Source organism: Pseudomonas gozinkensis (assembly GCF_014863585.1).
Taxonomy (GTDB): domain Bacteria; phylum Pseudomonadota; class Gammaproteobacteria; order Pseudomonadales; family Pseudomonadaceae; genus Aquipseudomonas; species Aquipseudomonas gozinkensis.
On the sequence record NZ_CP062253.1, the window covers coordinates 2,549,065 to 2,575,051 of the forward strand.

Below are 25,987 nucleotides of genomic sequence, written 5' to 3' on the forward strand. Positions count from 1 at the left end.
CGTTCGGATGGAGAGCAAAAGCATAGCAGTGGTTCGAAGACGGCCTGTATTGCCTGGCGGGCGAGGTCATAGACAAGAAAGAGCAAAAAACTCAGTCCAAGCGATTCCAATGGCGCTGAACGGTGGTTTTTGCCATCCCCAGCTTCATTGCAACCTCAGCCCGCGAAAGGCCTTGCTCCTTGAGCACCCGGACGGCCTCTCGCGCTTGGGTGGCTGCAGTAACGCGCGGGTGAGGGGACGGCTCCATTTTCATTGGGATCGAACCCTTCAACAGCTTCAGCGATTTCAGATCCCTTTCAGCATTCTTCAGGATCTCGCCGGCGCTCAAATCGTCCTGCACTCCACATACGATTGCCATTAGCGCAACAGGACTGATCTCCAGCGCGTCGGCAAGCTCAATGATGGCCTCCAGGCTTGGTGAGGTCTTCTCATTCTCGATGCGGCTGACATGCGATTGATCGACCTTTTGGCTCAGCGCTTGCTGCGTGAGATCACGTTGGGCTCGCAAGAGCTTTAAGGTCGCGGCAAATGCGGTGCGGACAGACATTTTTCCGTTCCGTAAAAACAGAGCTGTATGCCGCGATTGCCATGATCCACTCAAATGTATATATTCATTCTGGTGGATCTGACGGCTCGTTAATGCAGCGACACGCTTTGGAGGCTCGGCGACGTGACAGCCGTTAGTCATTCAATTTAGCTGTAAATCGAGATCAAGATCGGGAGACAGATCGAATCTGTGCAGCGAACGCTCATCAACTGAGCCTCTGCTCCAATGCTTCGCCTAGCCGTGCTGTGTACACCAAACATAATGCATGTACGGCGCCCATCCGAACGCACGGCGGGGGCGGACGTGCGAGAACCACGAACCTCTATTTTTAGTAAAGAAGGGCGGTCTGAATGGTCGATGGTCTCGGCGAGATTTTGCGTGATAGGAGCGTTGCTCCCCTGGTGACAGTCCGGCGTGATGATTGATCAACAGAGTCTTTCATGTGTCCCGGCAGCCGTCGCTGTGGCGATGGAAAAGGACTTCGGAGTGCCCGTTACGGCGTACTTATTCGCCGCCATCGACAGTCCACCTGTTCTGATGGGAACGGTTTACGGCGATACCACTGGGCGATTTCGCGAGGGAACCAGCATGCGGACGTCGAGGATCATAGGCGTGCTGTTCATCGATGGTTATTCGCTATTCAGAACCATCGCCGGCAGCCTCTACGTGGTGGTCAGTTGGATACCTGGAGGAAGCAATATTTATATGAATCGCGTTTATCACTGAGTATTTTTTGGCTAGATGCTTTTTTCAACAACTCGCTGCGGCAATCAGGTTGGCGAGGGGTAAGGGCACTGTGAAAGAGCTCCTCTTCGCGTGCAGGGTAGAGCGGTAGGTTTGATTGGCAATGGAAAAAATGAGCGTTACAGATGTTGAGTTGTTGGGGGATTTGTTTTTTGGGCCGGCCACCGTCTTGGGTGGTTCAGGGTTAGACGACGGGGCACTGAAGCAGGCCGCAATGGAATCATTCCCTGAAAAGCGCAGCTGCGTGGTGCGTGAGTGGATGCTCCTCGATTTGATGCTTGAGGATGAGTGTCAGCGGGAGATGAGGGGCCAAGGGTTAGTACCTACCATCCTGTACACCCAAAATCTGGTGTTCGACAGCGCCCAAAAACTTCCTGAGCGAGGCCTATTCAGAACGCATTTTGCGACCTCTGTAGAAGGTTGCTTCTTCGAAACGACCGATACGGTTTTCGTACTCGCTGGCAGAGGCAGTCGTAAGTATGCAAGTCTTTGTGCAATCAGCGCACTGGACTTGGCCATTAAGATGCAACCGATACGCTAAGCCAAGCAAGCGCATCAGTTTGAACGCAACGAGACAATTCGACACTTTCAGGCAAGCAGACAGCACGTCCAAACAGGGTACAACGTAAGCGGGACATTGACCGTGATGACCATGACACCGTCGGGTCGGAGGACGGGCATTTCCGACGACTCGGACTTCACTCTGCTGGTGTCCTTCCGATGCCGCGCGGATACGAACTGAGCGACGCTGCGCTAAAATCGCGCGATGTGAACAAGTGATCAGGTCTATTCGATGGATGAAGCAACAATCTCTCGCCTACAGTGGCTGGACGAATCGGCCAGTGATCACGGTTGGAACAATCGTGAAGAAATTAACGCGAGCGTGAGATGCATCTGCAGCGCCTGTGGACAATGGTCAGAACCCGCCAACATCACAAGGTGGTACAAAGAAAAGCACGCCTGTTGCCCCTACTGTGGGCTGACCGGTGTTGTGGTTGGCTCAGAGTCGGGACTGCCGCTTGAGGAATACGAGAACTGCCGAATTCCTGAGTAGCGCAGCCCCATACAATTCGCTCGTTGGAAAAGCCCAGAACCCGCCATAAAGCGGGTTCTGTCGTTTATGAAACATAGGAAAACCATGATTTGCATTCAAAGGCCAATGGATTCATTCGAGCCAATCCCGAAGAACGGCCCGAAGCATTTCCTGAACGAGTGCCTGCACCATTTTTTCAGCAAGAAACTGGGCTGCGGATTTGAAGCGGCTCTTGTGTCGCATGGGCATTTCCTTCTCCAATGATTGAAATTTCAACAGGGCTATCGAAGCAACAACTGTCAGAGCTGTTGACGTCATAGCGTGTTGAACAGATGCAATGGTGAAGGCAAAAAAAGCCTGCTTTTGAGGCTGGTTTGCATGGTTTTTACGTCGAGCATGGCTGCTCTAGAATCAAATCGCTTCCAGGTTTTTCACTGAAGAAGTTGATTTGTTCAGGTGACTCACCAGAGCCTCACGCAGCGTCTCCAAAGCATCCTGCAGACGCCGCTTCTCTCTCGGATCATCTCCTGCCGGCACAAAGCTCTCGCAATGTCTGATCAGCGCCTCACAGTCGTTTGCATTCAAATCAAACTCGATCATTTTCAAACCACTCCCGGTGCGCTTTGAGATGTGCCATTTCCCGTACCCATAGTCGTAAAAAGCGTCGCCAGTCACTTGCGTAGCTTCCTTGGGGTAAACGGGTTGAAAGCATGCTGGCGGCTTCAAATCTTGCGTGCCAAGGTTGGGGTATGTGCTGATCCAGGACGATCACAAAAGAATGGCCATCAGTGCCTTCGATTCGCGTCTCTGGAACGGCCTCACGAAGCTCATCTAGCGACATGGCGCCGGAGAGTCCAATAGGATTTTCCAGATCCTGCCGGTCGATTTCAGCCAGTGTGGCCAAAAGTGCTTTGGCTTCTGCTGCGCCAGATTGCAGAACTTCCAGATCCCACAACGCTTCTCTACGGTTTCGCTCGCGCAGCCAAAGGGCTTTTAGATCACTGTCCATCCGTAACTCCTTACTGCATTGACTGTCTGTTGGCACCATTAACATTTCAGCGAATGCTATCAGCGACTGCTGGGAAAGGGCGCTATGGATGGTGAAAAGGATATGCAAATAGAATTCCGGTAAAAGGTAAGGGGCAGTGACAGGAGAACTATAGGTGAGGACTGCTTGCAACGTAATGTACGTCGCTTGTGGTCGCCCAGTATCGGGCTACGCAATATTTTCGCCTATGCAAAGGACGGCTTGCGGCGATTTGCTGACGCTCACGAACGCCTGCTTTCGGCCAGAAGCAGTCATTTGCAGCCCAGAAAAAAGTGAGACCCAATCGAGTAAGGGATATATTGCCTGCCTCGAAACAGACTTGTATTCATGGAGGAAAAATTGCGGATTTACATTACAGGTGCTTCGTGTGCGGGCGTGACTACTTTGGGTCAAAACGTCGCAACTCTGCTCGGTGTACGCCAGGTCGATGTCGATGATTACTTCTGGATGCCTACTGACCCTCCTTTTACGACCAAGCGAACTCCCAGTGAGCGCGTGTCATTGATCCAGCAAAAGTTCGGTGATGACGATTGGGTGCTAACCGGTTCTTGCATGGTCTGGGGAGAAGCGCTGATTACCCATGTCGATCTGATTGTTTTCGTTGTAACTCCAACACCCACTCGCCTTGAACGGCTGGCCGCCCGTGAAAAGGAGCGTTTTGGAGATCGGATAGCACCGGGCGGTGACATGCATGAGATACATGTAGCCTTTCGGGAATGGGCTTCGCAGTATGACGATCCGAACTTTTCAGGACGCAACCGGGCGTGGCACGAGGCGTGGCTATCAGAGCAGACCGCTCCGGTCTTACGGATTGACGGGATGAACAGTGCTGAAAAGATGGTTGCGGATGTCATTCATGCTTTGTCGCAAGTAGCGCAATAACTCGAGGCCGGAACGGCTGAGGCACGACTCAACACGCTTTAGTAATGCTCGCTTCGGGTCGAAAGCGGTCAGTCGCGACCGTCCGCTTCTGGCCGAAAGTGATCTTCCACAAGGACAGCAAAATTGGAAACTCGAAAAGCTTTGATAACTGCCCGCTGCTTTCTCCAAGGCATAAAAAAGGTTCTTCACGGAATCCCGGGAAACACAGAAACAAGAACGCCGATTTGATTGATGATGTTCGTGCGAGCAAACACATCTAACAAACCGGCGTTCTTATGCGCGATATTAATACTTTCCTTCCTTTTTGGGAGGGCTTTTCTGTCGTCACGATCAAGCCTGATGGTGACGCTCTACAGATCGATCTGATTCCCCACGCCACCCGATTCCCTTCCTGCGGTGGCTGCCAAAAACCTTGTTCATCCACTCATGAGTATTGCGAGCGAACCGTACGTGATCTGCCCATTCTCGGCCGTGCGGTGCGCCTCAGTGTTTTGCTCAGACGGGTTGTCTGTCGGGACTGCGGCAAACGCATGGAAGCCGTCAGTTGGCTGGATCGCTATGCGCGCATGACGCGCCGCTTGGCTGATGCGGTTATTCAGGCTTGCGAGCGCCTTCCCACGCTGCACGTGGCCCAGATGCTTGGGTTGCATTGGGGCACGGTTCGGTTGTTGGAGCGTCGCGCTTTGCAGGCGGTATTGAGTGAACTGCCGAAGGCGCAACCACGACGCTTGGTGATGGATGAGTTCGCGCTGTTCAAAGGGCATCGCTACGCCAGTGTTGTGCTGGATGCCGATACGCGACGAGTGCTCTGGATCGGCGAAGGTCGCAGCCGGGCGGCGGTTCGGCCCTTTTTCGAAGAGCTTGGGACAGAGGGGTGTGCTCGTATCGAAGCGGTGGCCATGGACATGAACACTGCGTTTGACCTGGAGGTTCGTCAGCACTGCCCGAACGCGCGAGTGGTCTACGACCTGTTTCATGTGGTGGCCAAATATGGCCGAGAAGTCATTGATCGGGTCCGCGTCGACGAAGCTAACCGATTACGGCACGACAAGCCGGCGCGCAAGGTCATCAAGCAGGCGCGATGGCTGTTACTGCGCAATCCACAAAATCTGAAAACGCCGGACCAGCAGGTTCACTTGCAGGATTTGTTGGAGGCCAACCAATCGCTGATGACGGTGTATTTGATGAAGGCTGAGCTAAAAACACTTTGGACGCCGATTACTGCTTGGGCTTGGCGATCAGCCTGGAAGCAATGGCTGCGCCATGCTCATGAAAGTGAAATCCCCGCCTTGATCCAATTTGCCAAACGGCTAAAGGGATATTGGCGTGGCATCGTCAGTCGCGTTCGCTGGCCGATGCATACCGGTCAGCTGGAAGGAATAAACAACCGAATAAAGGTTATCAAGCGGATGGCGTACGGTTACCGGGACAGCGAGTTCTTCTTCATGAAGATCAAGAGCGTCTTTCCCGGTAATCCGTGAAGAACCATAAAAAACCTCGCCGAAGCAAGGTTTTTCTCTTCGTTTACGCCTGATCAGGTGCCTAGCAAGCTAGCCGGCTTTCTCCACTCTGTAGGCGGCTCGTCTGCCAAGGGAACCAAAGCCTCATATTTTATGATGCCGGCAATCCTGGCCGCTTTGTCGATGTTGTCACGAGCATCCTTAAGAGCAGATGCTTTAGTCCAGCCAGTCGTGTAGTGCCCCGGGTATCATTTCATTGGGATTTGTTCAGGTTGCGGCGTGCGTTTGTGCAAACTCGATCGCCGTTGAGATATCCAATGAAATCGAAGCAAATGATTTCATCAGTAATGATTCGGGCAATGCCCAATCCCATTTTTCGCGCAGCATGTTTTCCACGTCTGCGAGTATCGAATCCAGATCATTTGCATCCAGTTCACCAACGTCCTTGAGTGCCACCAATGTCCGTTGGATATCGGCGTCAATCTCAATCGCTAAGCCCGCGTTATCACACGAGAGCCCCACATGATTGAGTAATAGGCGAAGCGCATCGTTGGCGTAATCACCCAGCCAACTGATCAGATAGCATTTGCCACCAGACTCAATTAGGTAGCATTCACCGAGGCTTAACGCGTTGAATGTCTTTTTGGCTTCGTCGAGTAACACTTGGGCATCGCGGTCTATGAATGGGCAGGGATTAGGGTCTGCGAGGACGGCTCGCATTTCCTTGCGCACGTTGTCATGCACCATGGCGCCCAGGCCGTCGAATAGGGGAGGGGCGCCCCCGCGTGCCGGGGCTACGATGATGACCTTTGCCTGAAGATCAACATCACGAACTTGCCACCGTCGGCCACCGAAGATGATGCGCTGATCCTTTGTCAAAGGCCTGCTGACGGGTACAGATCCTAGGGCTTTACCGTCGCACACCAGGCGGAACTCCTCATCGCTGATGAAGGCGCTATAGAACTCATAGTGGTTGATCAGGCGCTCACCGACTGTCCCAGGTAGCAACAAGCCCGAGCTGTCTTGGACGATGAGTTCATGTTCTCCCAGCGACTTGAGCAGCTTGAGAAAATCGGATTTCTCTACGTTCTGGAATGCCGCTTCAGCGACCAAGTGTTTCCAAAGATCAGCCGCAGTTGCACCACCACACTGAGCAATTACAGAGAGACATTGCTGAACGAGTGTGGACGCATGAAGACCCTGAGTCCGGGGAGGTTCGAACCATCCACCGAGCAACAAACGAACCATGGCAATGGTCTGAACCAAACCTTGGCGTAACTGATCCGAAAGGCTGGAGATATCCTTCAGTGGCGACTCCTTGCAGTAAACGCGCAAGATCGCGTTTTCTCCCGGTCGTCTACCCGAGCGACCCAGTCTCTGTCGCAAGCTGGCCACCGAGGGTGGGGCGCCAATCTGCACCACTGTCTTGATGCTACCGATATCTATACCGAGCTCCAGCGTCGTAGTACAGATGGCTGATGCTGCTTGGTCGCCCGCCTTGAGGGCGTGCTCAGCTTGCTCGCGCAAGTCTTTCGAAAGGCTGCCGTGGTGGGGCCAGAACTCATTGGGCACACCATCTTTCTCACAACGCCGGCGCAACTGATCTGCGTACCATTCAACTTGCTGCCGGCTGTTTGGGAAAATCAGATTGTTGCTACCACGCAATACCTTGTAGAGATGGTCAGCGATCGCAAAGTCGGGACTTGCCTTGTTTTCCGTTTCGTCTTCTTCGCTTTGTTCGTCAGCAGATTGGATGAGAAGCTTTTTAAGCTCACTCATGGGGGGCTGGATGTAACCGCGAACCTGTACCTGGAGTGTCTGGCCTGAGTTTTCGGACTTGATGACGGTTACTCCTCCTGCGTCTGCAGAACGAAGAAACTCCTTAGCTAAACTCATATTGCCGAGCGTGGCTGAAAGCCCGACCCTGGGGAGAGGGCGCCTGGCAACGAGCTCTACTCGGTGCATCAGGGATTGAAGCTGTTTGCCTCGCTCACTTCCAATGAATGCATGCAACTCGTCCACGACGATATAACGCAGGTTCTGGAACGCTCCGGCAAGAGTGGAGCCTCGGTTGACGAACAGAGCCTCCAGGGATTCAGGCGTGATCAGAAGCACCCCTTCAGGCGACTTCAGGAAGCGATGTTTTTTACTTGATGAAATGTCGCCATGCCAAGCCACCACGGGAATTTCGAGCTGCTCGCAGAGGCGACCTAGTCTGTCCCATTGATCATTGATCAAGGCTTTAAGCGGACTGATGTACAGCACAGAGCCGGGAGGGTCATTGTGGTTGAGTAAATGGGTCAGGATGGGGAGGAACGCGGCCTCGGTTTTCCCCGCCGCCGTTGCGGCGGCAATGATGACATCCTGATCGGCATCCACCAGTACCGGTACAGCCCTTTCCTGGGCGTCACGCAAGGACGTCCAGCCTTCAGCCCAAATCCATCGCTGAATACGAGGTTCCAGCTGGTCGAATCCCGATGACTCAGAGTGTGAAGGTGGCAAGTTCATCGTCCGTGTCGACTTTCGTGTCTTCTTCTCCGCCCAGGTCTTTGGCTACCTCGACACCTCCCAGCAGCGTTTTCCAGTCAGCTCCCGGGTTCTGCTCCAAGATGGCTAGCAGATTGATAAATGCAGTGATCGTGGTGCGCGGCGTGCGGAAGTAGGCTTCACCCAAGCGCTGATTACAGTGCGCCATAAACAGGGGGAGCGCTTCGTCAGGCAGTAGATATTTTTCGACATCGCCGCCCGCGTAAACATTGCGAAGCTTCTGCAGCAGTACATAGAAGTCTTCGGGGGTGAGGCTGGTCAGACGAATCACCGGGCCCGACAGATCCACCAGCCCTGACTTGGCAAACGAGTTCTCTGCCAAGCGCGATTGCAGGGCAGGGTAGCTAAACAGACCTCGACGAGTGTCCATCAAGAACTCTGGGGTACCGCCCAAGACGAATCCGAGACCCTCAGAGGATCCCTGCAGCGAATCATTGAGGATGCGCAGGATCTGCTCGTAGTTGGCATTGCGTGCCTGCGTGTTGGCCAGCTTGTAGAGGTTGACCAACTCGTCCAGGCAGATCATCAGACCGCCAAAACCTGCGAGTTTGACGAATCTCGAGAGCAGCTTGAGCTGATCGTATACGGAGGCATCATCAATGATGGTTCGCACACCCAAGGCTGCGCGGGCATCGGTCTTGGTGGTGAACTCGCCACGCAACCAGCGAATGGCATCAGCCTTGAGTTGTTCGTTGCCTTCCTCGAAACCTCGGCAATACGCGGCGATTACTTCAGCGAAATCGTAGCCGTTGACCATCTCGGTCAACTCAGCCAAGTGTGCTCGAATGACAGTCTCACTGTCCGTGCCTGCCGCCTTGGCTTCCGTTTTGGCCTGCGAGATAAACTTCTCAACAATGCCTTGCATCGCACCACCGTCGGGCTTGGTGCGCGTCGACATGTTCTTGGCCAGCTCGGAGTAAAGCGAGCGTGCTTGACCGCCGGTGGCGTGCAACCTGCGATCCGGGTTTAAGTCAGCGTGCATGGTGACGAGTTTGCGCTCCATGGCGATGGCTCGAACCAAGTTCAAAAAGAACGTCTTGCCTGCACCGTACTCACCAATCACCACTCGAAATGCCGATCCGCTCTCGACCAGGCGATTGACGTCCTTGATCAGCGCATCCAGCTCTCCCACTCGGCCAACCTGAATCAAGTGTTGACCGACGCGAGGAACAACGCCTGCACGCAACGATTGGATGACCGCGTCGCGATCCTTGGCTCTGATAGTGCTCATAGGGCTAGTTCTTCCAGAATGTCTGTATTGATCTCGATGGGATCATCACCTTCGGTGACGGGCATGTCGAAGCGCTCAAAAGCCATGTCATTGATTTGCTCCAGGGCGCCATCGAGCATCAGCTCCATATCGCTGGCAGCGGCTTCAAGTTCGGATCGGCTCCATTCGGCACGGGAAATCAACAAGCGCAAGAATGCAGAATGTTCCAGATCGAGGCCGGCAACGTCAGCAGTGGTTTCGGTCGCCGACTCCACGGTATCAACGGCCTGTTCCGGCTCCTCAACCTGGTCATCAGTGAATACCTGGGCGAGGAGGGCAGAGACTTCAGCCGTTTCACGTTGCAGCTCAGCAATGCGCTCGTGATCGAGCACGAAGCCCTGGTTTGCAACGGCGGCTGATTGTGTGCCGGGTTCGGTTGGAGTGGAGCTTGTTGCAGGTTTGACGGGAGTAATACTCGCCCCGGCTGCGGCGCCGTGAAGATCGCTGTAGAGCAGTTGACTATCCAGTTGCAGCGCCTTGTAAACACGCTCAAGAAGTTTCACTTCAGCAGGGCTGACGATCCCATCGGCTTGAGCCAAGTGAGCCAGGAAACTGGCAATCGTGCGCTTGGCTTCGACAGTTAATGGATCGAGCTTTTTCTTCAAGCTTGCCAGCGTTGGCGGTTGCTGGATTTGAATCTGCAGGTGCGCCTTGAGACGTTTGCGATGGGCAACGCTCAGGTGACTCCAGGAGTCGATGTGCTGAGCAAGTAGTGAAGCTTCTTCATTGGATGTATCACCGTCGGCAGAGGCGACTGAACTGGCCAAATCGAGTGTGACTGAGGCCGCGTTGTAGGCCGCTGACGCTCGCAGTGATCCGTCCTCAGGTTGGGTCACGAACAGCGCTATACGATCTTCAGCTTTTGGAGTCCTGCTCCCAGCAAGAACATCAGGCTCCATACCGATATGAAGTGATTCCAATGCACGAGCAAGGGCCAGAACCTTGTCACGAGATAACGCACCAGCGCTTTTGAATCGACCGGCGAGTTCTCCAAAGCTCATGACAATCAGATCGTCACCGATTCTGCTTTGAAGCTCATCCAACTCCGTACGGGCTGTAGCTGGCCATAGGGTGACGGGAAGTTGCAGCAGGCCTTCAAGGGCTTCTGCGCTTTCAGGGTTTCGGCCTAGATAACGGCTGTAGGGTTCTAGCTCGCTGGTGCAAAGCTCCACCAACGACTGCAGACTTTTGCGCGTTCCCGACGTTGCCATGACATCAGGAAGATCGCCCACGTTGAGCAAGGGGGCCATGAGAACGGCCGAGGCAGGTCGATAGCTGGCTTTAAGCTTGGTCTTGTTTTGAGCGAGCATTAGACCCGCAGGATGTGTACTGGCGTACTTGAGCTTGAACAGCGCCGCGAAGACATTCTTGCACCGAGTTACCGGGGTGCGCTTGCTGATATTGGGGTCAGCTAACGCCCATGCCAATGCCCAGGCGGCATCAAGTGGTCGTTTGTTTGCAGCGTGTTGCCCCAAACCAATACGCAGTGGAAGCGGCATTTCATAGCTGTAAGCAACTGCATCGGGAGGTGGGCCAAGGTAAAGGCTGGCGTCGAGCGATTGATTGCTCAGGTAATCCAGAAAGCCCTCTGCGTAACCTCTGAACGAACGATTCTCCCCATAAATACTGAGTAATCGTTGGACTTCTCTGACGATCAGGGGAATCTCGGCCTTCACCTGCGGATCGCTTACTGCATCAACGAGAGCACGACGCTCAAGGCCATAGAAGAACAGAAAAACGTAGCCAGTGTCTGCCAGCGGATCACGCCGTCCGCCTTCTAGCCACTGCAGATAACCGCGCCGAGCCTCAGGCGATATGGAATGAAAACTCGGCCAGTAGGACATCAGCCGCTCTCCGATATCAACGTACGACTTGGCTATCCGTAGTTTGGGATTGAGCAGTGATGGCTCTTGCGCGTCGTATCGACCCAGCGCGCTTCCTACATAGAGCATTCCACCTGGAAGTGAAAAGCCAGCCACGGTAACTGACTCGCCCGCAGGCACCCAGCGGGCATCTGATTTCTGCTTGCTCGCATCTGGGATTTTGAAGGAGGCGGAAGAAGGGGAGCCGAGTTGGGCGGTATAAAAGTCGGAGGTTTCTTCAGACATATTGCTCGACGAAACCTCTTGCATCGAGAAGGTCACGTTCTTGTCGCGCGGCTCACGCGGAGGTCTTGTCGCTGAGGTAGATTTTTGCAACTGCGTGAGCTGCCGTTTCGTGCGTGTGGCCAACAACCACATGACCCCGCCGATGCAAGCAACCACGCCAATAGCGATCCATGCATTCTTCGGGATCGAAGCGAGCGCACCAAAAACCAGTGCAAAGATAATCAAGATACCGGTGCCGCTGGAGTTTTTTGCTTTCTTCCTTGCCATGAGTATTTCAGCCTTGAAAGTTGGATGCTGGCGCAATGGAAGTATCCGACAAATGCATTCATAGGGCCATGGGCTACGCAGCGCTTCTGATCGGAGAAAAGCCCATCAGAGATCCCAAGGCGTTAGCTGTCTACAGTCACCCTTGTGATCGAGCGCTTTGGCTATAGCCGTTTTCTCCAACGGGTTGAATTATTCAAGCATGGAATATAGGCCTTCGATTGATTTTTGCTGTCAGCCAGTTGTGACACTTAGCAGAGCTGAGGATTGATTACGTCTGTGGCGTTGTCTCAGCTCCAGGCGCTCGCAGATTCGTTGTATTCACAGGGCTAGGCAGTAGAGGGAAGGGCATAGCCTCTATTGTTCTGGCGACGTCAACAAAAATATATTTTCGAAGCGCCCCTTGAAAATTTTTTTGTGCGACGGATCTTTATATTTGAGGACAACAGAAAAGCAGCGATCTCGGCTCCTCACCGTCCACAGGTCTTTCAGGCAGACTGTTGTGGTTTTTCGCTGTTGCTGTGCCCTTGCTTTTGGATTTTTCCTACGACCTACCTTTGCTAACGCTGGTGTATGGCGGCCTCATGGGTACAGCAAAATCGTTCTTTAGCGGCTGAAAGCCGCTGCTAACCCGTTTGATTTCAAATTCATGGGCTTTTTTTTGAAAAAATACCCGTGCCGGACAACAAATGGGCTGGGCTGTTGTTTGAAAAAGGTGATGTAAATGCACAGTGAGCTTGAGTCTGTCGTGTGGCTCTCGGTGCAGAAAGCATGCGACGCTACAGTATTCGAATCACTGATTCAGCGGGCCGTGGATGGCTTTAAGAGGGCTCCTGGATTTGATCCTTTGGTGCGTTTGCATGCCTCTGAAATAGGCTCGCTAGGTCTTCAAGTACTGAAGGCTGTGCTGCGGCAGCGAGGGGTTCATCCAGAACCTTGCGTCGATGTACCAGGTTGCCTTCAACTGAGGTCTCGACTTAGAGATCACCTACGCTCTGAGCTTCAGTGGTATCTAGTAAAGGGTGGGCATGGAACTGAGAGGATCCAAGAAGATCAGCTCGAAAGAGATTTGGGGCTGTAAACGCTCTATCATGTTACAGATCTATTCTGCGTCATCCACTTTGAAGGAAATTATGCATGTCTCGTCTAGCTGAATATCGCGCACTCGAACAACAATTGGCTGCCCAGCTAGCTGAGCTTGAATCGATGAAAGGCGATTCTGGCCTCAAGAAGGAGATGGAGTTTGAAAGCAAACTACGTGCACTGTTGGCGGAGTACGGCTTCAGTCTGAAAAATGTAATCAACTTGCTTGATCCGCAGTCCGGCCGCCGCACTCCAGCTGTAGAGTCCAAAGCCGGTAGCCGCAAGCCACGCCAATTGAAGGTTTACAAGAACCCGCACACCGGTGAATCCGTCGAAACCAAAGGCGGCAATCACAAAACTCTCAAGGAATGGAAGGCTAAACACGGCTCTGACATCGTAGAGTCTTGGCTGACCAAGTGAGTTGCTGTTGAGCGCAACGAGCTCTTCGAAGCCTATGTGAAAATACGCTCGCGAATGTATCAATAAACGCCCCGACATGCTCGGGGCGTTTATTTTTTGTGCGCAAGAAGGGCCTCGCTTAAGCGTTCCGCCACCGCACCTTCCGAGGAGCATGCGCTTGTACTGCTCAAGCGGGGGCGGTGCCGAGTAGTTGAGTAATGATCGCCGCAGCTTTAGGCACAGCCTGAGTGGCGATGTCCATATTCAGCGAGTTCAAGGCAACGACCCCCACGCAGGCTTCGAAGAAGTGTTGGTTGTGGGGGCGACTGATTGGGCTCGCCACACCAATGGCTCCAGGCTGCAGTTGACCGTGAGTCAAGCTATAGCCCATTTCACGTGCCTGTATAACGGCCTCCAAGTCTTCGCGGTGCGCCTTGCGCCCGGAAAGAATCGCAATTCCGGCTGCACCCTGATGAAGGGGGTGGCGACTACCGATTCGATACCCTACGCGCATCATCGACTCTTCAGGGTCGGCGACCATGATCACCATGCATTCATCGCCTTGAGTAACGGAGATGAAAGCACTGGCTTGAGTCTGTTTGGCCAGGTCGAACAGCGGATGCTGTGCCACAGCCCTCAGCCGGGGTTCAAAGCGCGCTGCCAGGAGAGTTGCTCCAGCACCCAGTCGGATAACCCCTTCAGCCCCGCGACTGATCAGAAAATGATCCTCAAGCGTGGTCACAATTCGATAAGCAATGGCCCGATGAACCTCAAGGCGAGTGGCCAGTTCGGCGATGGATATGCCGCTGTCCTGTTGAGCAATGATGTTTAACGCCTGAAGTCCTCGATCAAGCGTTTGCAGGGTGTTCTTGCTTTTTTCCATAGACGGGCGCTCCAGGTTCTTTGACGCGATCGAAACAACGGCATATGCTAATTTTCTATATTGGTACATTGTTGTGCGATAAAAGTAAAATAATAAAGAGGTCGATTTATGTCTGAGCCACGTGCGCTGGAAAAGTCTGCATCTCGTGAAGCTGGTCAATCAGTCAATGCAGGTAAATGTCCGTTTGATCATGGTCAGGTGAAGCCCGCTGCAAGTGCGGGATGTCCGTTCTCTGCGGCGGCGACCAGCTTTGATCCTTTCGATGAGCCCTATCAGCTGGATCCAGCGAATGCCTTGCGCTGGTTCAGGGATCAAGAGCCGGTGTTCTACAGCGACAAATTGGGTTACTGGATTGTCAGCCGCTACGAGGATGTGAAGGCGATATTTCGCGACAACCGCGTTTATTCACCTGCCAACGCACTGGAAAAGATCACTCCGTTTGCTCAAGAGGCGCAGGACGTGCTGAAGAGTCACGGTTACGCCATGGATCGAACCTTGGTCAATGAGGACGAGCCGGCACATATGGATAGGCGTCGAGCGCTGATGGGGTCGTTTTCAGTAGAGGCGCTGGCCCACCATGAGCCGATGGTGCGGCGCTTGGCCGGTGAATACATTGATCGATTCATTGATTCCGGAAAGGCCGATCTGGTGGATCAAATGCTCTGGGAATTGCCGCTGACAGTTGCGCTGCATTTTCTGGGTGTCCCTGAAGAGGATATGGACACTCTCCGTAGGTACTCAATCGCGCATACAGTGAACACATGGGGTAGGCCTTCCCCAGAGGAGCAGGTGGCCGTCGCCGAAGCGGTTGGACAGTTCTGGCGGTACGCTGGCCAGGTGCTGGAAAAAATGCGTAAGGAGGATTCTGGCGAAGGTTGGATGGGGTATGCCCTTCAGCGGCAGAAGGATATCCCGGAGATCGTAACCGACTCCTATCTGCACTCCATGATGATGGCCGGAATCGTCGCTGCACATGAAACCACAGCGCATGCTTCAGCCAATGCCTTGAAGTTATTACTTACCGACCGTACGGCTTGGGATCAACTGTGTGCCGATTCCGCATTGATTCCCAACGCCGTGGAGGAGTGCCTTCGCTTTTCCGGTTCGATAGTCGCTTGGCGACGACTGGCGACGGATACGACGCGCATTGGGGATGTTGAGATTCCTAAAGGTGCGAAATTGATGATGGTCATGGCTTCCGCCAACCATGACGAACGACACTTCGAAAACGCAGACGAGTTGGACATCTACCGAGACAACACCACTGATCACCTATCGTTTGGCTATGGCAGTCACCAGTGCCTGGGCAAGAATTTGGCACGTATGGAAATGCGCATTTTCATTGAAGAGTTCACCAAGCGTCTGCCTCATATGCGGCTGGTGGAAAACCAGGTGTTTGAAGTCATCCCGAACATTTCATTCCACGGGCCAGAACACTTGTGGGTTGAATGGGATCCAGAGCTCAACCCGGAACGGGCAATGCCTGAGCTCTTAGGCAGTTACCTTCCCTCGAAAATAGGCCCACCCGCGCGATCCGATATTTACCGCCATGTAGTCGTTACGCAGGTGAAGCAAGAAGCCGACCGTGTTTTGAGTATCACGTTGGCAGATCCAAGTGCGAACAAGCTGCCGGGGTGGACTCCGGGCGCCCATATCGACGTGATCGCCGGTGACTATGTTCGAAAATATTCGTTATGTGGCAGTTCTCACAATCGCCATGAATTTAAAGTTGCTGTCTTAAAGGACGACTGTGGCCGAGGTGGTTCTGCCTTCATTCATCAAACGATCATCCAGGGGATGGCGCTGAAAATTCGCGGCCCGAGGAACCACTTCAGGTTGGATGAGACGGCGGATGATTACCTGCTGATTGCGGGCGGTATCGGTATTACACCGATCATCAGCATGGCGGATCGCCTCAAGCAATTGGGTAAGCGATATCGCATTCATTACGCCGGTCGCTCGTTGCGCTCAATGGCTTTCATCGAGAGGCTCAAGCGTGACCACTTGGAAAATGTGCAGTTGTATTCCATGGAGCAAGGGAGTCGCTTACAGGTCGGCTCCCTTCTGGAAACCGCTGCGGCGGGAGCCCACCTCTATGCTTGCGGCCCGGAGCGTCTGCTGACTCACATGCAAGAGCAGGTGCTCTGCAGGCCAGACCTGATATTGCGCATCGAGCATTTCAGTGCCGCGCTCACGGCGCTGGATGCGACGACTGAAAAAGGCTTTACAGTCGATTTGCAAGACTCAGGGTTGACCATCCATGTGCCTCCTGAGCAAACGCTTTTGCAGGCCCTTCAAACCTTCAATGTGGATGTTCCTAGTGACTGTGGTGAGGGGCTCTGCGGCTCCTGTGAGGTGCGCGTTGCTCAGGGTGAAGTGGATCACCGAGATAAGGTTTTGACCACTGCAGAGCGGCAAGTAAATGACCGAATGATGGCCTGCTGTTCAAGAGCCAAGAGCGGCCGGCTTGTATTGAAGCTTTAGGATTTCAATGGTGCGGTGGCATTTGCACGCCCCCCCAAGGATCAAGTCCCTGAGTGGAAAAGCTTGGGCAAGGAGAACAGTCCGTTATGACGTCGCGATTAAGCGCGGTTTGAGGCCGGTGAGACGTAAAGCCTTCACTGTTTGCAGTGTCAAGTGTCCACCGGCTATCGAATAGTAAGTGAACCCGGTGAGATCGAGGACATTGCTTCTGGATGTTGCGGGTTAAGGATGGTTATCGGCAGAAATGCTAATTGCCATCGCAGTAGTTTGGTTAGCTGAACGGTAGCTTCGGAGCGTGTCCAGGAGGACAATCGTGTCTCGTCTTGTCCTTGGAAGCACCATGAATCAGTTGTTAGCGATGCGGACACTTGTGAGGGTCGTCGAGAGTGGTTCCTTCAGTAAAGCGGCAGATCACTTGGGATTGCCGCGCTCAACCGTGAGCAAACTCATCAGCGATCTGGAGCTATATCTAGGCATCAAGTTGGTGCATCGCACTACACGTTCGCTGGCTGTGACACAGGAGGGCTATGAGTACGCTACGCGTGCCCGGGAAGTGCTCGGTGGATTGGATGCACTCGACAGCTCCATCCGTAAAACATCAGATAGACCCGGAGGTCATTTACGCGTCGACGCGCCCACGTCTTTTGCGAATAGGCTTCTTATTCCAGCTTTGCCGGATTTCAATCGCTTGTACCCTGACATCAGCATTGCAGTGGGAATAAGTGACCGAACCATTGATATCATTGGGGAGGGTGTTGACTGCGTCATTCGTGCAGGCGTGCTTGCGGACATACCTTTCATAGCACGGAAAATCTTTACCCTGGATTACGTAACCTGCGCGTCGCCTTCCTATCTTGAGCAGAATGGAATTCCGGAATTTCCGGCAATGCTAGAAAGCGGGCATCGAGGTGTTGGCTACTTTTCGGCTGCCACAGGTAAGGTTGAACCATTGATATTTCATCGTGATATCGAGCGATATGAGATCACGAAACACCACTATTCCGCGAATGAGGGAAATGGGCATATCGAGTTGCTCAAGGCCGGGTTCGGTGTCGGACAGAATCTTAAACGATTCATGGAGGCCACTTTACAAGCTGGTGAGTTGGTCACTGTCCTGGATGATTGGACGCGTCCGTCGGTTCCATTCCATATCATCTATCCTCCAAGTCACCATAAAAAAGCTAGGCTCGGAGTGTTCATTGAATGGCTTGTTGAGCGCTTCCCTACGTTGTGATTATGGATCACATCCGGTCAACAGACGCTCGGGGCGTGTCAGGAACTCCTAACCGCAATGCGCCAGTGGTTAGGTGATTTCCCCGAGCGATCGGTCATACATGACCTGTATAAACAGGTCGTTTACGCTTAGGCCAGCTCCAGCTTGTAGCCGATATTTACTGCGAGCTTCAGTTCTTCGCACATGAACCAAAGAGTCTCGATTTTCCCTTCTTCGTTGAAGTGGGCGATACCGATCTCTTCCCAGTCGATGGTTTTTTGTGTTGCCGGCGCGCCTGCAAACGGGCCCCTATGAAGGATCTGCATGTGCCACTTCATCATCACGGTATCGCCGTCGCCAACTACGTGATCCACTTTCATTTTTTGGCCGCCAAATGCTTCCGACAAAGGCTTCCAGCCTGCCTCAAGCCAATTTAGAAAGTTACCGCGCTCTGGAATTGCATCTCCAATCGCATTGTAAAGGTTAGCAAAGCCGGCGCGCAGAGTTACGCATTCGGGAGTTACCATGTCACGAATTACATCAAGCTGGCCATTAGGCATTGCTTCTTCGATCAGACGGCGAAAAGTTTCTTTGTTACGTGCTACTTGTGCGCTGGTCATATCAGTTCTCATATAAGTATATAAAAGTGATTGTGAGTTGGTTGTTGCGCTTGGCCTAACTAAGTGCTTGTGGCAAAACTTGTTAGGAAGTGAGGTAAGCATAAAATCATAATGATCCAGGTGCTACCGTTGAAAATCGATAACACTATCCATGTATGTGGATAATCGTTTAAAGCGCGCACGAAGGGTGGATGCCCCATCCCTCATCCCCAACCTATTTGACCGAGGTTGCGAGCACCGCATCCGAGATGGGTATGGAGGTGTCTTGATGGGTGGGGGTAGGACTGCGCCATGAAGTAGGGACGTAACGAGTTCTGGGCAGAGGCTCGCAGAGAGAGGAGGCAGAAGAGGCGTTCTTGAGCGCAGTGGCTCGGCGAGATGGTTTTTGGCGTAGTTTGTCTGGCCAAAAAAGTAATTTTGCTAGCTCGTTATTTCTAAGCTGTTCAGTACGGGGAGGGCTTGCGCAAACATAACGTTTATTGGAAGTTGGATATCATTCCGTAGGAAAAACGTGTTGGTTGATGCACTGCATGCCCTCCTCAAAAAAGCTCGCTGTCTCAGCCCGGATTCATTCGATTCGCTGTGCTGGACTTAACCATTTACCGACCTCCCGCAAACAGCGCGATGTCCGATTTGCACTCTTGCAATGCGACCTTGAAGCTTTCGAAATGCATGTTAAACCGACTGGTCGGCGCTACCACGGTCACGGCATGGGGCCCCATGAATGTGGGAACCAAAATGCTACATGCACTGACACCTACCAAGTGCTCCTCACAGGAGCTAGCAAAGCCCGTGCGCCGAATTTCATTTAGCTGCGCGAGTAGACCTTCCATGTCGAGTGTCGTGTCAGTGAGCTTTTCGAGCGAAGTGCCTAGCCATTCTCGTACCTGCTCTTCCGGTATGGTCGACAGCAGTGCCTTGCCATCGGAAGTCGCATGCATAGGCATAGATTGGCCCATCGGAACGACAACACGCAATTCTCGCTCGGCGACCACACGGTCGATGATTATGTTCTGTTTACCGCTTAGGCAGGAGAGCGTGACGCTTTCCCCCAGGTGCTCACTCAGTGACTCCAGGGACTTTCGGGCAATGGAAATAATGTCCGTATGAGTTTGATGGATCAGTTGAGCAAGAGCCGGCCCTAAGCGAAATCCGTTTCCTGTAAGAACCGGCTCCACAAGCTGTTCTGCTTCCAAGGCTGCAATGATCCGCTGCACGGTCGACCGAGCCAAGCCCACATGTTGCGCGATGGCGGTCAAGGTCAACCCTTTCGGGTTACTTCCTAACGCTCGCATTACAGCGCTAGCCCTCGCAATGACCTGAATCCCGCCGGGTCGGCTGGCGTCATTTTCGACGTTTTCTTCTGCGTTGCTCATCTACGACCTCAAAGTCCAATCGGCGGTTTCGTACGAAGACGGGTGCAGTTTACAGGTTCCTCCGCCCGATTCGACGCCAAAAACGGGTTTGCACAATTCGATTTAACCGCATTATGATTAAAAAACCGCAATGTGGTTAAAATTGCTTGCCGCATCCTTACCGTGTTCCGTCCAGGTAGCTAGGGACATATGCCGCTTAATTGGAGACAGAAATGAAAATCAGAACCGCCCGAAGCATTGGCTACGTGTTGCCTTTAACCGTGCTTTTGCTTTCGGGTTGCAAGGAGCCACAGCAGGTTGCAGCTGCAGCACCACCAGACGTGGGCGTAGTGATCCTGAAGGCTGAAAATGTATTGCTCAGTAGCGACTTGCCTGGCCGAACCTCGGCGTACCGTGTTGCTGAGGTGCGGCCTCAGGTCAGTGGCATTATCCAAAAGCGCTTGTTCAGTGAAGGGGCAGTGGTAAAGCAGGGGCAGCAGCTCTATCAAATCGACCCATCGGCCTATCAGGCTGCTTACGACAAGGCGAAAGCGAACCTTGATACCACTCGCAATCTGGCAGAGAGGTACAAGCGTTTAGTGGAATCAAGAGCAATCAGTCGCCAGCAATTCGATGACGCTGCTGCCAATTACCTACAGGCGCAAGCCGATCTGAAGATCGCTCAGATCAACTTGCAGTACACCAAGGTACTTGCACCAATCGATGGTCGGATTAGCAGGTCTGCAGTCACTGAAGGTGCACTGGTGAGTACCAACCAGGCGGATGCACTGGCGTCCATCAACCAGCTTGATCCGATCTATGTCGATGTCACTCAGGCTTCTACGGAGATGCTTCGGTTGCGTCGAGAAGTTGCTTCTGGAGGGCTGAGTATGGCGGGCCCCGAACAGGTCAAGGTTCAGTTGAAGTTGGAAGATGGCTCGCGCTACAACCAGTCAGGCGCATTGAAATTTACTGAGGTGACCGTCGACCCGAGCACAGGTGCAGTCACCATGCGTGCCGCATTTCCAAACCCTGACAATATTTTACTACCAGGTATGTTTGTTCACGCCAACCTGGCTGAAGGTGTGCGCGAGCAAGCTGTGCTTGTACCTCAGCAAGGCGTCACTCGTGATCTCAAAGGGCAAGCGACTGCCTACGTGGTCGGCGAAGACAATAAAGCAGAGCTTCGCGACATTAAGGTGATGCGAACGATTGGAAACCAGTGGCTGGTTGAATCCGGACTGCAAGCAGGTGATCGTGTGGTCACCGAAGGTGTCCAGAGAGTCAGAACTGGTATTGAAGTAAATCCTGTCCCCGCCGCAAACATCGACGTTACTCCGGCGATGGCTGCTTCCGCACTCTGATCATTCTGCTCATGCATTGTCGCCTCGGCGTCTGATGCACCTTAGGTACCAGCTAATGGCTAACTTCTTTATCAACCGGCCTATCTTTGCCTGGGTGATCGCTATCGTGATCATGCTGGCAGGCAGCTTGGCTATCCTCAAATTGCCGGTTAACCAGTACCCCAACATTGCTGCTCCTGCAGTCAATATCACAGTGACCTACCCAGGCGCCTCAGCTCAGACTGTCCAGGACACGGTGGTTCAGGTAATCGAGCAACAGCTGAACAACCTTGACGGTTTGCGTTATATGTCGTCTGAAAGTAACAGTGACGGCAGCACCAACATTACTGTGACATTTGACCAGGGCACGGATCCGGATATCGCCCAAGTCCAGGTGCAGAATAAACTCCAGTTGGCTACCCCATTACTGCCTGAGGAGGTGCAGAGGCAGGGGCTGCGAGTCGCCAAATATCAGATCAACTTCATGCTCATCGTCAGTATGTATTCTGAAAACGACTCGATGGATGCGTTCGACATCGGTAACTACATTGCCTCCAACGTGAAGGATCCGGTCACGCGTACTAAAGGGGTCGGCGACTTTCTCCTGTTGGGTGCTCAGTACGCGATGCGCATTTGGGTAGACCCGATAAAGCTTGAGAGCTTCCAGCTGACACCCCAAGACGTCATTGATGCCGTGCGGGCGGAGAACGTCCAGGTTTCTTCTGGTTCGCTGGGTGGATTACCGACTCGCAAGCAAGTGCAGCTCAATGCAACCGTGCTGGGCAGCTCACGCATGAAAAGCGCAGAGGAATTCAACGAAATCCTCGTCAAGGTCAATCCGGACGGCTCCCAAGTTCGGCTCAAAGATGTCGCCACCGTGGGACTGGGGGCAGAAAATTTCTCGATTACTGGCAAATACAACGGTAAGCCTGCGGCATCAATTGCGTTGCGTCTTGCCACAGGTGCGAACCTGCTGGATACAGTGAAAAGCGTTCGCAAGACAGTGGCCGAGTTGGAACCCTATTTTCCAAAAGGTCTGAAGGTTGTCTATCCCTACGATACATCTCCTACGGTTGGAGCTTCTATTCATGAGGTAGTGAAGACGCTGCTTGAAGGGATCCTGCTGGTGTTTCTGGTCATGTATTTGTTCATGCAGAACATTCGCGCGACGCTCATTCCTACGCTGGCAGTGCCCGTCGTATTGCTGGGCACCTTCGGCATACTTTCGGCCTTCGGTTTTACCATCAACACCTTGACGATGTTCGGAATGGTATTGGCAATCGGCCTGCTCGTGGACGATGCCATCGTGGTGGTCGAGAACGTCGAACGAGTGATGGTTGAGGATGGTTCCTCTCCCAAGGACGCCACGCGTAAATCGATGACCCAGATTCAGGGAGCCTTGGTTGGGATCGCGTTGGTGCTTTCGGCAGTATTTGTGCCGATGGCTTTCTTCGGTGGTGCGACGGGAATTATCTATCGACAATTTTCTGTAACCATCGTCTCTGCGATGGCTCTCTCGGTGCTGGTTGCACTCGTCTTCACACCGGCACTGTGTGCGACGATCCTTAAGCCCATCCGTCATGATCATCATGAAAAGAAAGGTTTTTTTGGATGGTTCAACCGCACATTTGATCGGGGCGCGGACAAGTACAGAGATGGCGTGGCCACCATCATCAAGCGTAAAGGGCTGTTCCTTTGCGTCTATGTTTGCATCATCGCTGCAATGGTATTTTTGTTCCCGAAAATTCCAACCGCATTTTTGCCGGATGAAGACCAAGGGACGATGATCGTCCAGGTTCAGATGCCGACTAACACGTCCGCAGAGCGTCTGCAGGTCGTGCTGGATGATGTTCAGAATTACATTTCTACTCAGGAAACTGGCGTTACTGAAAGTGCCTACACGGTAAATGGATTTAACTTTGCTGGTCGTGGACAGAGTTCAGGGATGCTGTTTATTGAGCTCAAGCCATGGGAGGAGCGTGAAGGTGATGACACGTCGATTTTTGCGCTTGCCAAGCGTATCCAAGCTCACGCAAACGGGATCAAAGACGGCACGGTGATTGCCATTGTCCCCCCTGCAATTCTTGAACTGGGTAACGCGACCGGTTTCGACATGTACCTGCAAGACAATGTTGGAATGGGTCATGAAAAGCTGATGCAAGCACGCGATAAATTCCTGGAGCTGGCGGCTCAAGACCCCACACTTATTCGCGTTCGTCCCAACGGCCTAAACGATGAACCGCAATACCAGATCGAGATCAACAAGGAGAAAGCACGAGCCCTTCAGGTGAGCATCAGCGACATCAACTCGACGATGAGTACGGCCTGGGGATCGTCCTATGTGAATGACTTCGTTGATCGTGGTCGGGTAAAAAAGGTTTACGTGCAAGGCGACGTAGAGGGGCGAGTCTCCCCCGAAGATTTCAACAAATGGTATGTGCGTAACGCACAGGGTGAAATGGTCAAGTTTTCCGCTTTCGCGACAGGCCATTGGACATATGGCTCACCCAAGTTGCAGCGTTACAACGGTATCCCGGGGATTGAAATCATGGGTGAACCAGCTCAAGGATTCAGTTCTGGTGATGCAATGGCAGCGGTGGAGCGTATCGCGCGGCAGCTACCCGATGGAGTGGGAGTGCAATTCACCGGGATGTCTTATGAGGAGCGACTGTCGGGCTCTCAAGCACCGGCCCTGTTCGCGCTTTCAATCCTGATTGTTTTTCTGTGCTTGGCGGCGCTGTACGAGAGTTGGTCAGTTCCGATCTCGGTGATCATGGTGGTACCGCTAGGTATTTTGGGCGCAGTCATTGCGACGCTGGGGCGAGGCCTCTCCAACGACGTGTTCTTCCAGGTCGGATTACTGACCACCATTGGCCTCTCTGCTAAGAACGCAATTCTGATCGTCGAGTTTGCCAAAGCTCTTCATGAGGAGCAGGGCAAACCTCTATTGGATGCAGCGGTAGAGGCTGCACGCTTACGTTTGCGTCCAATCATCATGACGTCGCTGGCGTTCATGCTTGGAGTTCTACCATTGGCTATTTCCGACGGTGCCGGCTCAGGTAGTCAGCACTCAATCGGTACAGGTGTCATTGGCGGCATGATCACCGCAACGTTCTTGGCAGTGTTCTTCGTGCCAATGTTCTTTTTCGTGATCTCCAAGGTATTCAGCAAAAGGCCCAAGGCTCAACTTCAAATGCAGGCTCAACTCGATGGAGCACAGTCATGAAACAGTGTCGTTTGAGCGCGGCTATCGTAATGGCGATCGTAGGGTTGGGTGGTTGCTCATTGATCCCTGAATACAATCGTCCTGAGGCTCCTGTTGAACAATCGTGGTCGGTGCCAATTGCTGCTCAAGCCAACGCCAAACGGGTTACCTGGCAACAGTTCTTCAAAAACGATGCGCTCAAAAAACTCATCAGCCAAGGCCTCGAAAATAATCGTGATCTGCGAATAGCGACGCTCAATATTGAGCGCGCGCAGGCTCAATATCGAATTTCCCGCGCGGACTTGCTGCCGTCTATCAATGCGACGGGATCAGGCATCAGTCAGCGAACACCGGCTGACCTGAGTACCACGGGTGATGAAGCTGTTACCCATCAGTACAGTGCTGGTGTGGGCTTTACAGCCTATGAATTAGACTTCTTCGGGCGTGTGCGCAGTCTCAATCAACAGGCGTTGGAGAGTTACTTTTCGACGGTTGAGGCTCAGCGCAGCATCAAAGTTTCATTGATTGCTGAGGTCTCGGGCGCGTACTTCCAGCTGCAGGCTGATCAAGAGCTGCTGGCGATATCCCGGCAAACCTTGTCAAGCCAGCGCGACAGCTATGCACTGGTCAAAAGTAGCTACGATGAGCAAGTCGCAACGGAGCTTGATCTGAGTCAGGCTGAAAGTACTGTCCGCACTGCTGAAGCAGCCGAGGCTCAGTATGAACGATTGGTTGAGCAGGATAAGAATGCGCTGGTTCTTCTCGTAGGCAAGCCGTTGTCAGCTGAATATTTCGCGGCTGTAGAGCTTGATGCCCCACAGGTCGATGAGGAAATTCCTGCAGGGTTGCCCTCGGAGCTTTTGAACTACAGGCCTGACATCCTCTCAGCGGAACACTCACTGAAAGCTGCCAACGCCAATATTGGTGCTGCGAGGGCTGCTTTTTTTCCGAGTATTACATTGACGGCCTCAGGCGGGGCGGCCAGCGCGGATCTGGGGCAGCTTTTTACAGGCGGGCAGGGGGCTTGGAACTTTACGCCCTCAATCAACATTCCGATCTTCAATGCGGGTCGCAATCGAGCAAATCTCGATGTGGCAAAAACACAGGCGTCGATTGAGGTTGCGAGCTATGAGAAATCAATTCAGGTCGCGTTTCGGGAGGTTTCAGATGGCCTTGTTGCCAGGGACTCACTGGACAAACAGGTCATTGCCCAAATACAGCTAGTGCATGCCAATCAGCGGAACTACACGCTGGCGGATAGTCGATACAAGGAAGGTGTCGACACCTATCTGAACTCCTTGGATGCTCAACGCAGTCTGTTCAGTTCACAGCAGGGGCTGGTCACTACGAAGCTTGCACGCATCAATAATTTGATTTCACTCTTTAAAGCGTTGGGGGGAGGTGAAACCGCTGAGAGCGTGATCCGCTGAGAGAGCACCTAGTGTTGAATGCCCGGTCGCAAGCGCGTCGGGCATTCTAATAATGGTTACCTAATACCG

19 protein-coding genes are annotated in these 25,987 nt (G+C 53.1%); 10 read left to right on the forward strand and 9 right to left on the reverse strand.

Annotated elements, in window-relative coordinates:
• Nucleotides 1–91: 91 nt before the first annotated feature.
• Nucleotides 92–547, reverse strand: coding sequence for a helix-turn-helix domain-containing protein (locus IHQ43_RS11470; RefSeq protein ID WP_192564430.1), 456 nt, complete (start codon nucleotides 545–547; stop codon nucleotides 92–94).
• 414 nt (nucleotides 548–961) lie between these two features.
• Here IHQ43_RS11470 and IHQ43_RS11475 point away from each other — a divergent pair, with 414 nt between their 5' ends.
• Nucleotides 962–1,273, forward strand: a complete 312-nt coding sequence (locus IHQ43_RS11475; protein WP_425220297.1) for a hypothetical protein — start codon at nucleotides 962–964, stop codon at nucleotides 1,271–1,273.
• Between the two features lie 121 nt (nucleotides 1,274–1,394).
• Nucleotides 1,395–1,832 (forward strand): DUF6957 family protein, encoded by a 438-nt coding sequence (locus IHQ43_RS11480; RefSeq protein ID WP_192564431.1) that lies wholly within the window; start codon nucleotides 1,395–1,397, stop codon nucleotides 1,830–1,832.
• 903 nt (nucleotides 1,833–2,735) lie between these two features.
• Here IHQ43_RS11480 and IHQ43_RS11485 read toward each other — a convergent pair.
• The gene (locus tag IHQ43_RS11485; RefSeq protein ID WP_192564432.1) at nucleotides 2,736–2,924 is read right to left on the reverse strand and encodes a hypothetical protein; all 189 of its coding nucleotides are present in this window, start codon (nucleotides 2,922–2,924) and stop codon (nucleotides 2,736–2,738) included.
• Entirely contained in the window at nucleotides 2,911–3,333 is a 423-nt protein-coding gene (locus tag IHQ43_RS11490) for a hypothetical protein (RefSeq protein ID WP_192564433.1), read from the reverse strand. Before IHQ43_RS11490 ends, IHQ43_RS11485 begins: the two co-directional genes overlap by 14 nt.
• A 378-nt stretch (nucleotides 3,334–3,711) precedes the next feature.
• On the opposite strand from IHQ43_RS11490, the gene IHQ43_RS11495 reads away from it, so the two are divergent.
• Nucleotides 3,712–4,254 carry an ATP-binding protein gene (locus IHQ43_RS11495; protein ID WP_192564976.1) on the forward strand — a complete coding sequence of 181 codons (543 nt, stop codon included), beginning with the start codon at nucleotides 3,712–3,714 and terminating at the stop codon, nucleotides 4,252–4,254.
• Nucleotides 4,255–4,529: 275 nt separating this feature from the next.
• The gene (locus tag IHQ43_RS11500) at nucleotides 4,530–5,735 is read left to right on the forward strand and encodes an ISL3 family transposase (protein ID WP_192564434.1); all 1,206 of its coding nucleotides are present in this window, start codon (nucleotides 4,530–4,532) and stop codon (nucleotides 5,733–5,735) included.
• Nucleotides 5,736–5,981: 246 nt separating this feature from the next.
• Here the strand turns inward: IHQ43_RS11500 and IHQ43_RS11505 are convergent, their stop codons facing one another.
• Genes IHQ43_RS11505 through IHQ43_RS11515 form a run of 3 tightly spaced genes read right to left on the reverse strand, consistent with a single transcriptional unit; the run spans nucleotide 5,982 to nucleotide 11,906 of the window.
• Nucleotides 5,982–8,222: a DEAD/DEAH box helicase gene (locus IHQ43_RS11505; RefSeq protein ID WP_192564435.1), complete on the reverse strand. Its 2,241-nt coding sequence runs from the start codon at nucleotides 8,220–8,222 to the stop codon at nucleotides 5,982–5,984.
• Entirely contained in the window at nucleotides 8,197–9,492 is a 1,296-nt protein-coding gene (locus IHQ43_RS11510) for an ATP-binding protein (protein WP_192564436.1), read from the reverse strand. Before IHQ43_RS11510 ends, IHQ43_RS11505 begins: the two co-directional genes overlap by 26 nt.
• Nucleotides 9,489–11,906, reverse strand: coding sequence for a tellurite resistance TerB family protein (locus tag IHQ43_RS11515; RefSeq protein ID WP_192564977.1), 2,418 nt, complete (start codon nucleotides 11,904–11,906; stop codon nucleotides 9,489–9,491). The genes IHQ43_RS11510 and IHQ43_RS11515 overlap by 4 nt, the downstream gene beginning before the upstream one ends.
• 1,134 nt (nucleotides 11,907–13,040) lie before the next feature.
• Here IHQ43_RS11515 and IHQ43_RS11520 point away from each other — a divergent pair.
• Nucleotides 13,041–13,406: a histone-like nucleoid-structuring protein, MvaT/MvaU family gene (locus tag IHQ43_RS11520; protein WP_192564437.1), complete on the forward strand. Its 366-nt coding sequence runs from the start codon at nucleotides 13,041–13,043 to the stop codon at nucleotides 13,404–13,406.
• Between the two features lie 166 nt (nucleotides 13,407–13,572).
• Here the strand turns inward: IHQ43_RS11520 and IHQ43_RS11525 are convergent, their stop codons facing one another.
• On the reverse strand, nucleotides 13,573–14,268 hold the full coding sequence (locus tag IHQ43_RS11525) for an IclR family transcriptional regulator (protein WP_192564438.1): 696 nt from the start codon (nucleotides 14,266–14,268) through the stop codon (nucleotides 13,573–13,575).
• Between the two features lie 108 nt (nucleotides 14,269–14,376).
• Here IHQ43_RS11525 and IHQ43_RS11530 point away from each other — a divergent pair, with 108 nt between their 5' ends.
• Together IHQ43_RS11530 and IHQ43_RS11535 are read left to right on the forward strand one after the other, a co-directional pair.
• Entirely contained in the window at nucleotides 14,377–16,752 is a 2,376-nt protein-coding gene (locus IHQ43_RS11530) for a cytochrome P450/oxidoreductase (protein WP_192564439.1), read from the forward strand.
• A 340-nt stretch (nucleotides 16,753–17,092) separates the two neighbouring features.
• Nucleotides 17,093–17,986 (forward strand): LysR family transcriptional regulator, encoded by an 894-nt coding sequence (locus tag IHQ43_RS11535; RefSeq protein ID WP_192564440.1) that lies wholly within the window; start codon nucleotides 17,093–17,095, stop codon nucleotides 17,984–17,986.
• A 128-nt stretch (nucleotides 17,987–18,114) separates the two neighbouring features.
• On the opposite strand, the gene IHQ43_RS11540 is transcribed toward IHQ43_RS11535, so the two are convergent.
• Both IHQ43_RS11540 and IHQ43_RS11545 read right to left on the reverse strand, forming a co-directional pair.
• Complete coding sequence (locus IHQ43_RS11540; RefSeq protein ID WP_192564441.1) at nucleotides 18,115–18,585, reverse strand: ester cyclase; 471 nt, start codon at nucleotides 18,583–18,585, stop codon at nucleotides 18,115–18,117.
• A 599-nt stretch (nucleotides 18,586–19,184) separates the two neighbouring features.
• Complete coding sequence (locus IHQ43_RS11545; RefSeq protein WP_192564442.1) at nucleotides 19,185–19,961, reverse strand: IclR family transcriptional regulator; 777 nt, start codon at nucleotides 19,959–19,961, stop codon at nucleotides 19,185–19,187.
• A gap of 212 nt (nucleotides 19,962–20,173) precedes the next feature.
• Here IHQ43_RS11545 and IHQ43_RS11550 point away from each other — a divergent pair, with 212 nt between their 5' ends.
• From IHQ43_RS11550 to IHQ43_RS11560, 3 genes are read left to right on the forward strand one after another with little or no spacing between them, the layout of a single operon-like run.
• Entirely contained in the window at nucleotides 20,174–21,304 is a 1,131-nt protein-coding gene (locus tag IHQ43_RS11550) for an efflux RND transporter periplasmic adaptor subunit (RefSeq protein ID WP_192564443.1), read from the forward strand.
• 55 nt (nucleotides 21,305–21,359) lie between these two features.
• Nucleotides 21,360–24,509, forward strand: a complete 3,150-nt coding sequence (locus IHQ43_RS11555; RefSeq protein ID WP_192564444.1) for an efflux RND transporter permease subunit — start codon at nucleotides 21,360–21,362, stop codon at nucleotides 24,507–24,509.
• The gene (locus IHQ43_RS11560; RefSeq protein WP_192564445.1) at nucleotides 24,506–25,918 is read left to right on the forward strand and encodes an efflux transporter outer membrane subunit; all 1,413 of its coding nucleotides are present in this window, start codon (nucleotides 24,506–24,508) and stop codon (nucleotides 25,916–25,918) included. Before IHQ43_RS11555 ends, IHQ43_RS11560 begins: the two co-directional genes overlap by 4 nt.
• Nucleotides 25,919–25,987: the final 69 nt, after the last annotated feature.

Bases quoted from the DNA above. Each gene is read 5' to 3' on its own strand.
- IHQ43_RS11480 (WP_192564431.1), top strand. From the start codon at position 1,395: ATGGAAAAAATGAGCGTTACAGATGTTGAGTTGTTGGGGGATTTGTTT.
- IHQ43_RS11485 (WP_192564432.1), bottom strand. From the start codon at position 2,924: ATGATCGAGTTTGATTTGAATGCAAACGACTGTGAGGCGCTGATCAGA.
- IHQ43_RS11505 (WP_192564435.1), bottom strand. From the start codon at position 8,222: ATGAACTTGCCACCTTCACACTCTGAGTCATCGGGATTCGACCAGCTG.
- IHQ43_RS11490 (WP_192564433.1), bottom strand. From the start codon at position 3,333: ATGGACAGTGATCTAAAAGCCCTTTGGCTGCGCGAGCGAAACCGTAGA.
- IHQ43_RS11470 (WP_192564430.1), bottom strand. From the start codon at position 547: ATGTCTGTCCGCACCGCATTTGCCGCGACCTTAAAGCTCTTGCGAGCC.
- IHQ43_RS11550 (WP_192564443.1), top strand. From the start codon at position 20,174: ATGAAAATCAGAACCGCCCGAAGCATTGGCTACGTGTTGCCTTTAACC.
- IHQ43_RS11510 (WP_192564436.1), bottom strand. From the start codon at position 9,492: ATGAGCACTATCAGAGCCAAGGATCGCGACGCGGTCATCCAATCGTTG.
- IHQ43_RS11525 (WP_192564438.1), bottom strand. From the start codon at position 14,268: ATGGAAAAAAGCAAGAACACCCTGCAAACGCTTGATCGAGGACTTCAG.
- IHQ43_RS11545 (WP_192564442.1), bottom strand. From the start codon at position 19,961: ATGAGCAACGCAGAAGAAAACGTCGAAAATGACGCCAGCCGACCCGGC.
- IHQ43_RS11515 (WP_192564977.1), bottom strand. From the start codon at position 11,906: ATGGCAAGGAAGAAAGCAAAAAACTCCAGCGGCACCGGTATCTTGATT.
- IHQ43_RS11560 (WP_192564445.1), top strand. From the start codon at position 24,506: ATGAAACAGTGTCGTTTGAGCGCGGCTATCGTAATGGCGATCGTAGGG.
- IHQ43_RS11540 (WP_192564441.1), bottom strand. From the start codon at position 18,585: ATGACCAGCGCACAAGTAGCACGTAACAAAGAAACTTTTCGCCGTCTG.
- IHQ43_RS11530 (WP_192564439.1), top strand. From the start codon at position 14,377: ATGTCTGAGCCACGTGCGCTGGAAAAGTCTGCATCTCGTGAAGCTGGT.
- IHQ43_RS11555 (WP_192564444.1), top strand. From the start codon at position 21,360: ATGGCTAACTTCTTTATCAACCGGCCTATCTTTGCCTGGGTGATCGCT.
- IHQ43_RS11535 (WP_192564440.1), top strand. From the start codon at position 17,093: ATGAATCAGTTGTTAGCGATGCGGACACTTGTGAGGGTCGTCGAGAGT.
- IHQ43_RS11500 (WP_192564434.1), top strand. From the start codon at position 4,530: ATGCGCGATATTAATACTTTCCTTCCTTTTTGGGAGGGCTTTTCTGTC.
- IHQ43_RS11520 (WP_192564437.1), top strand. From the start codon at position 13,041: ATGTCTCGTCTAGCTGAATATCGCGCACTCGAACAACAATTGGCTGCC.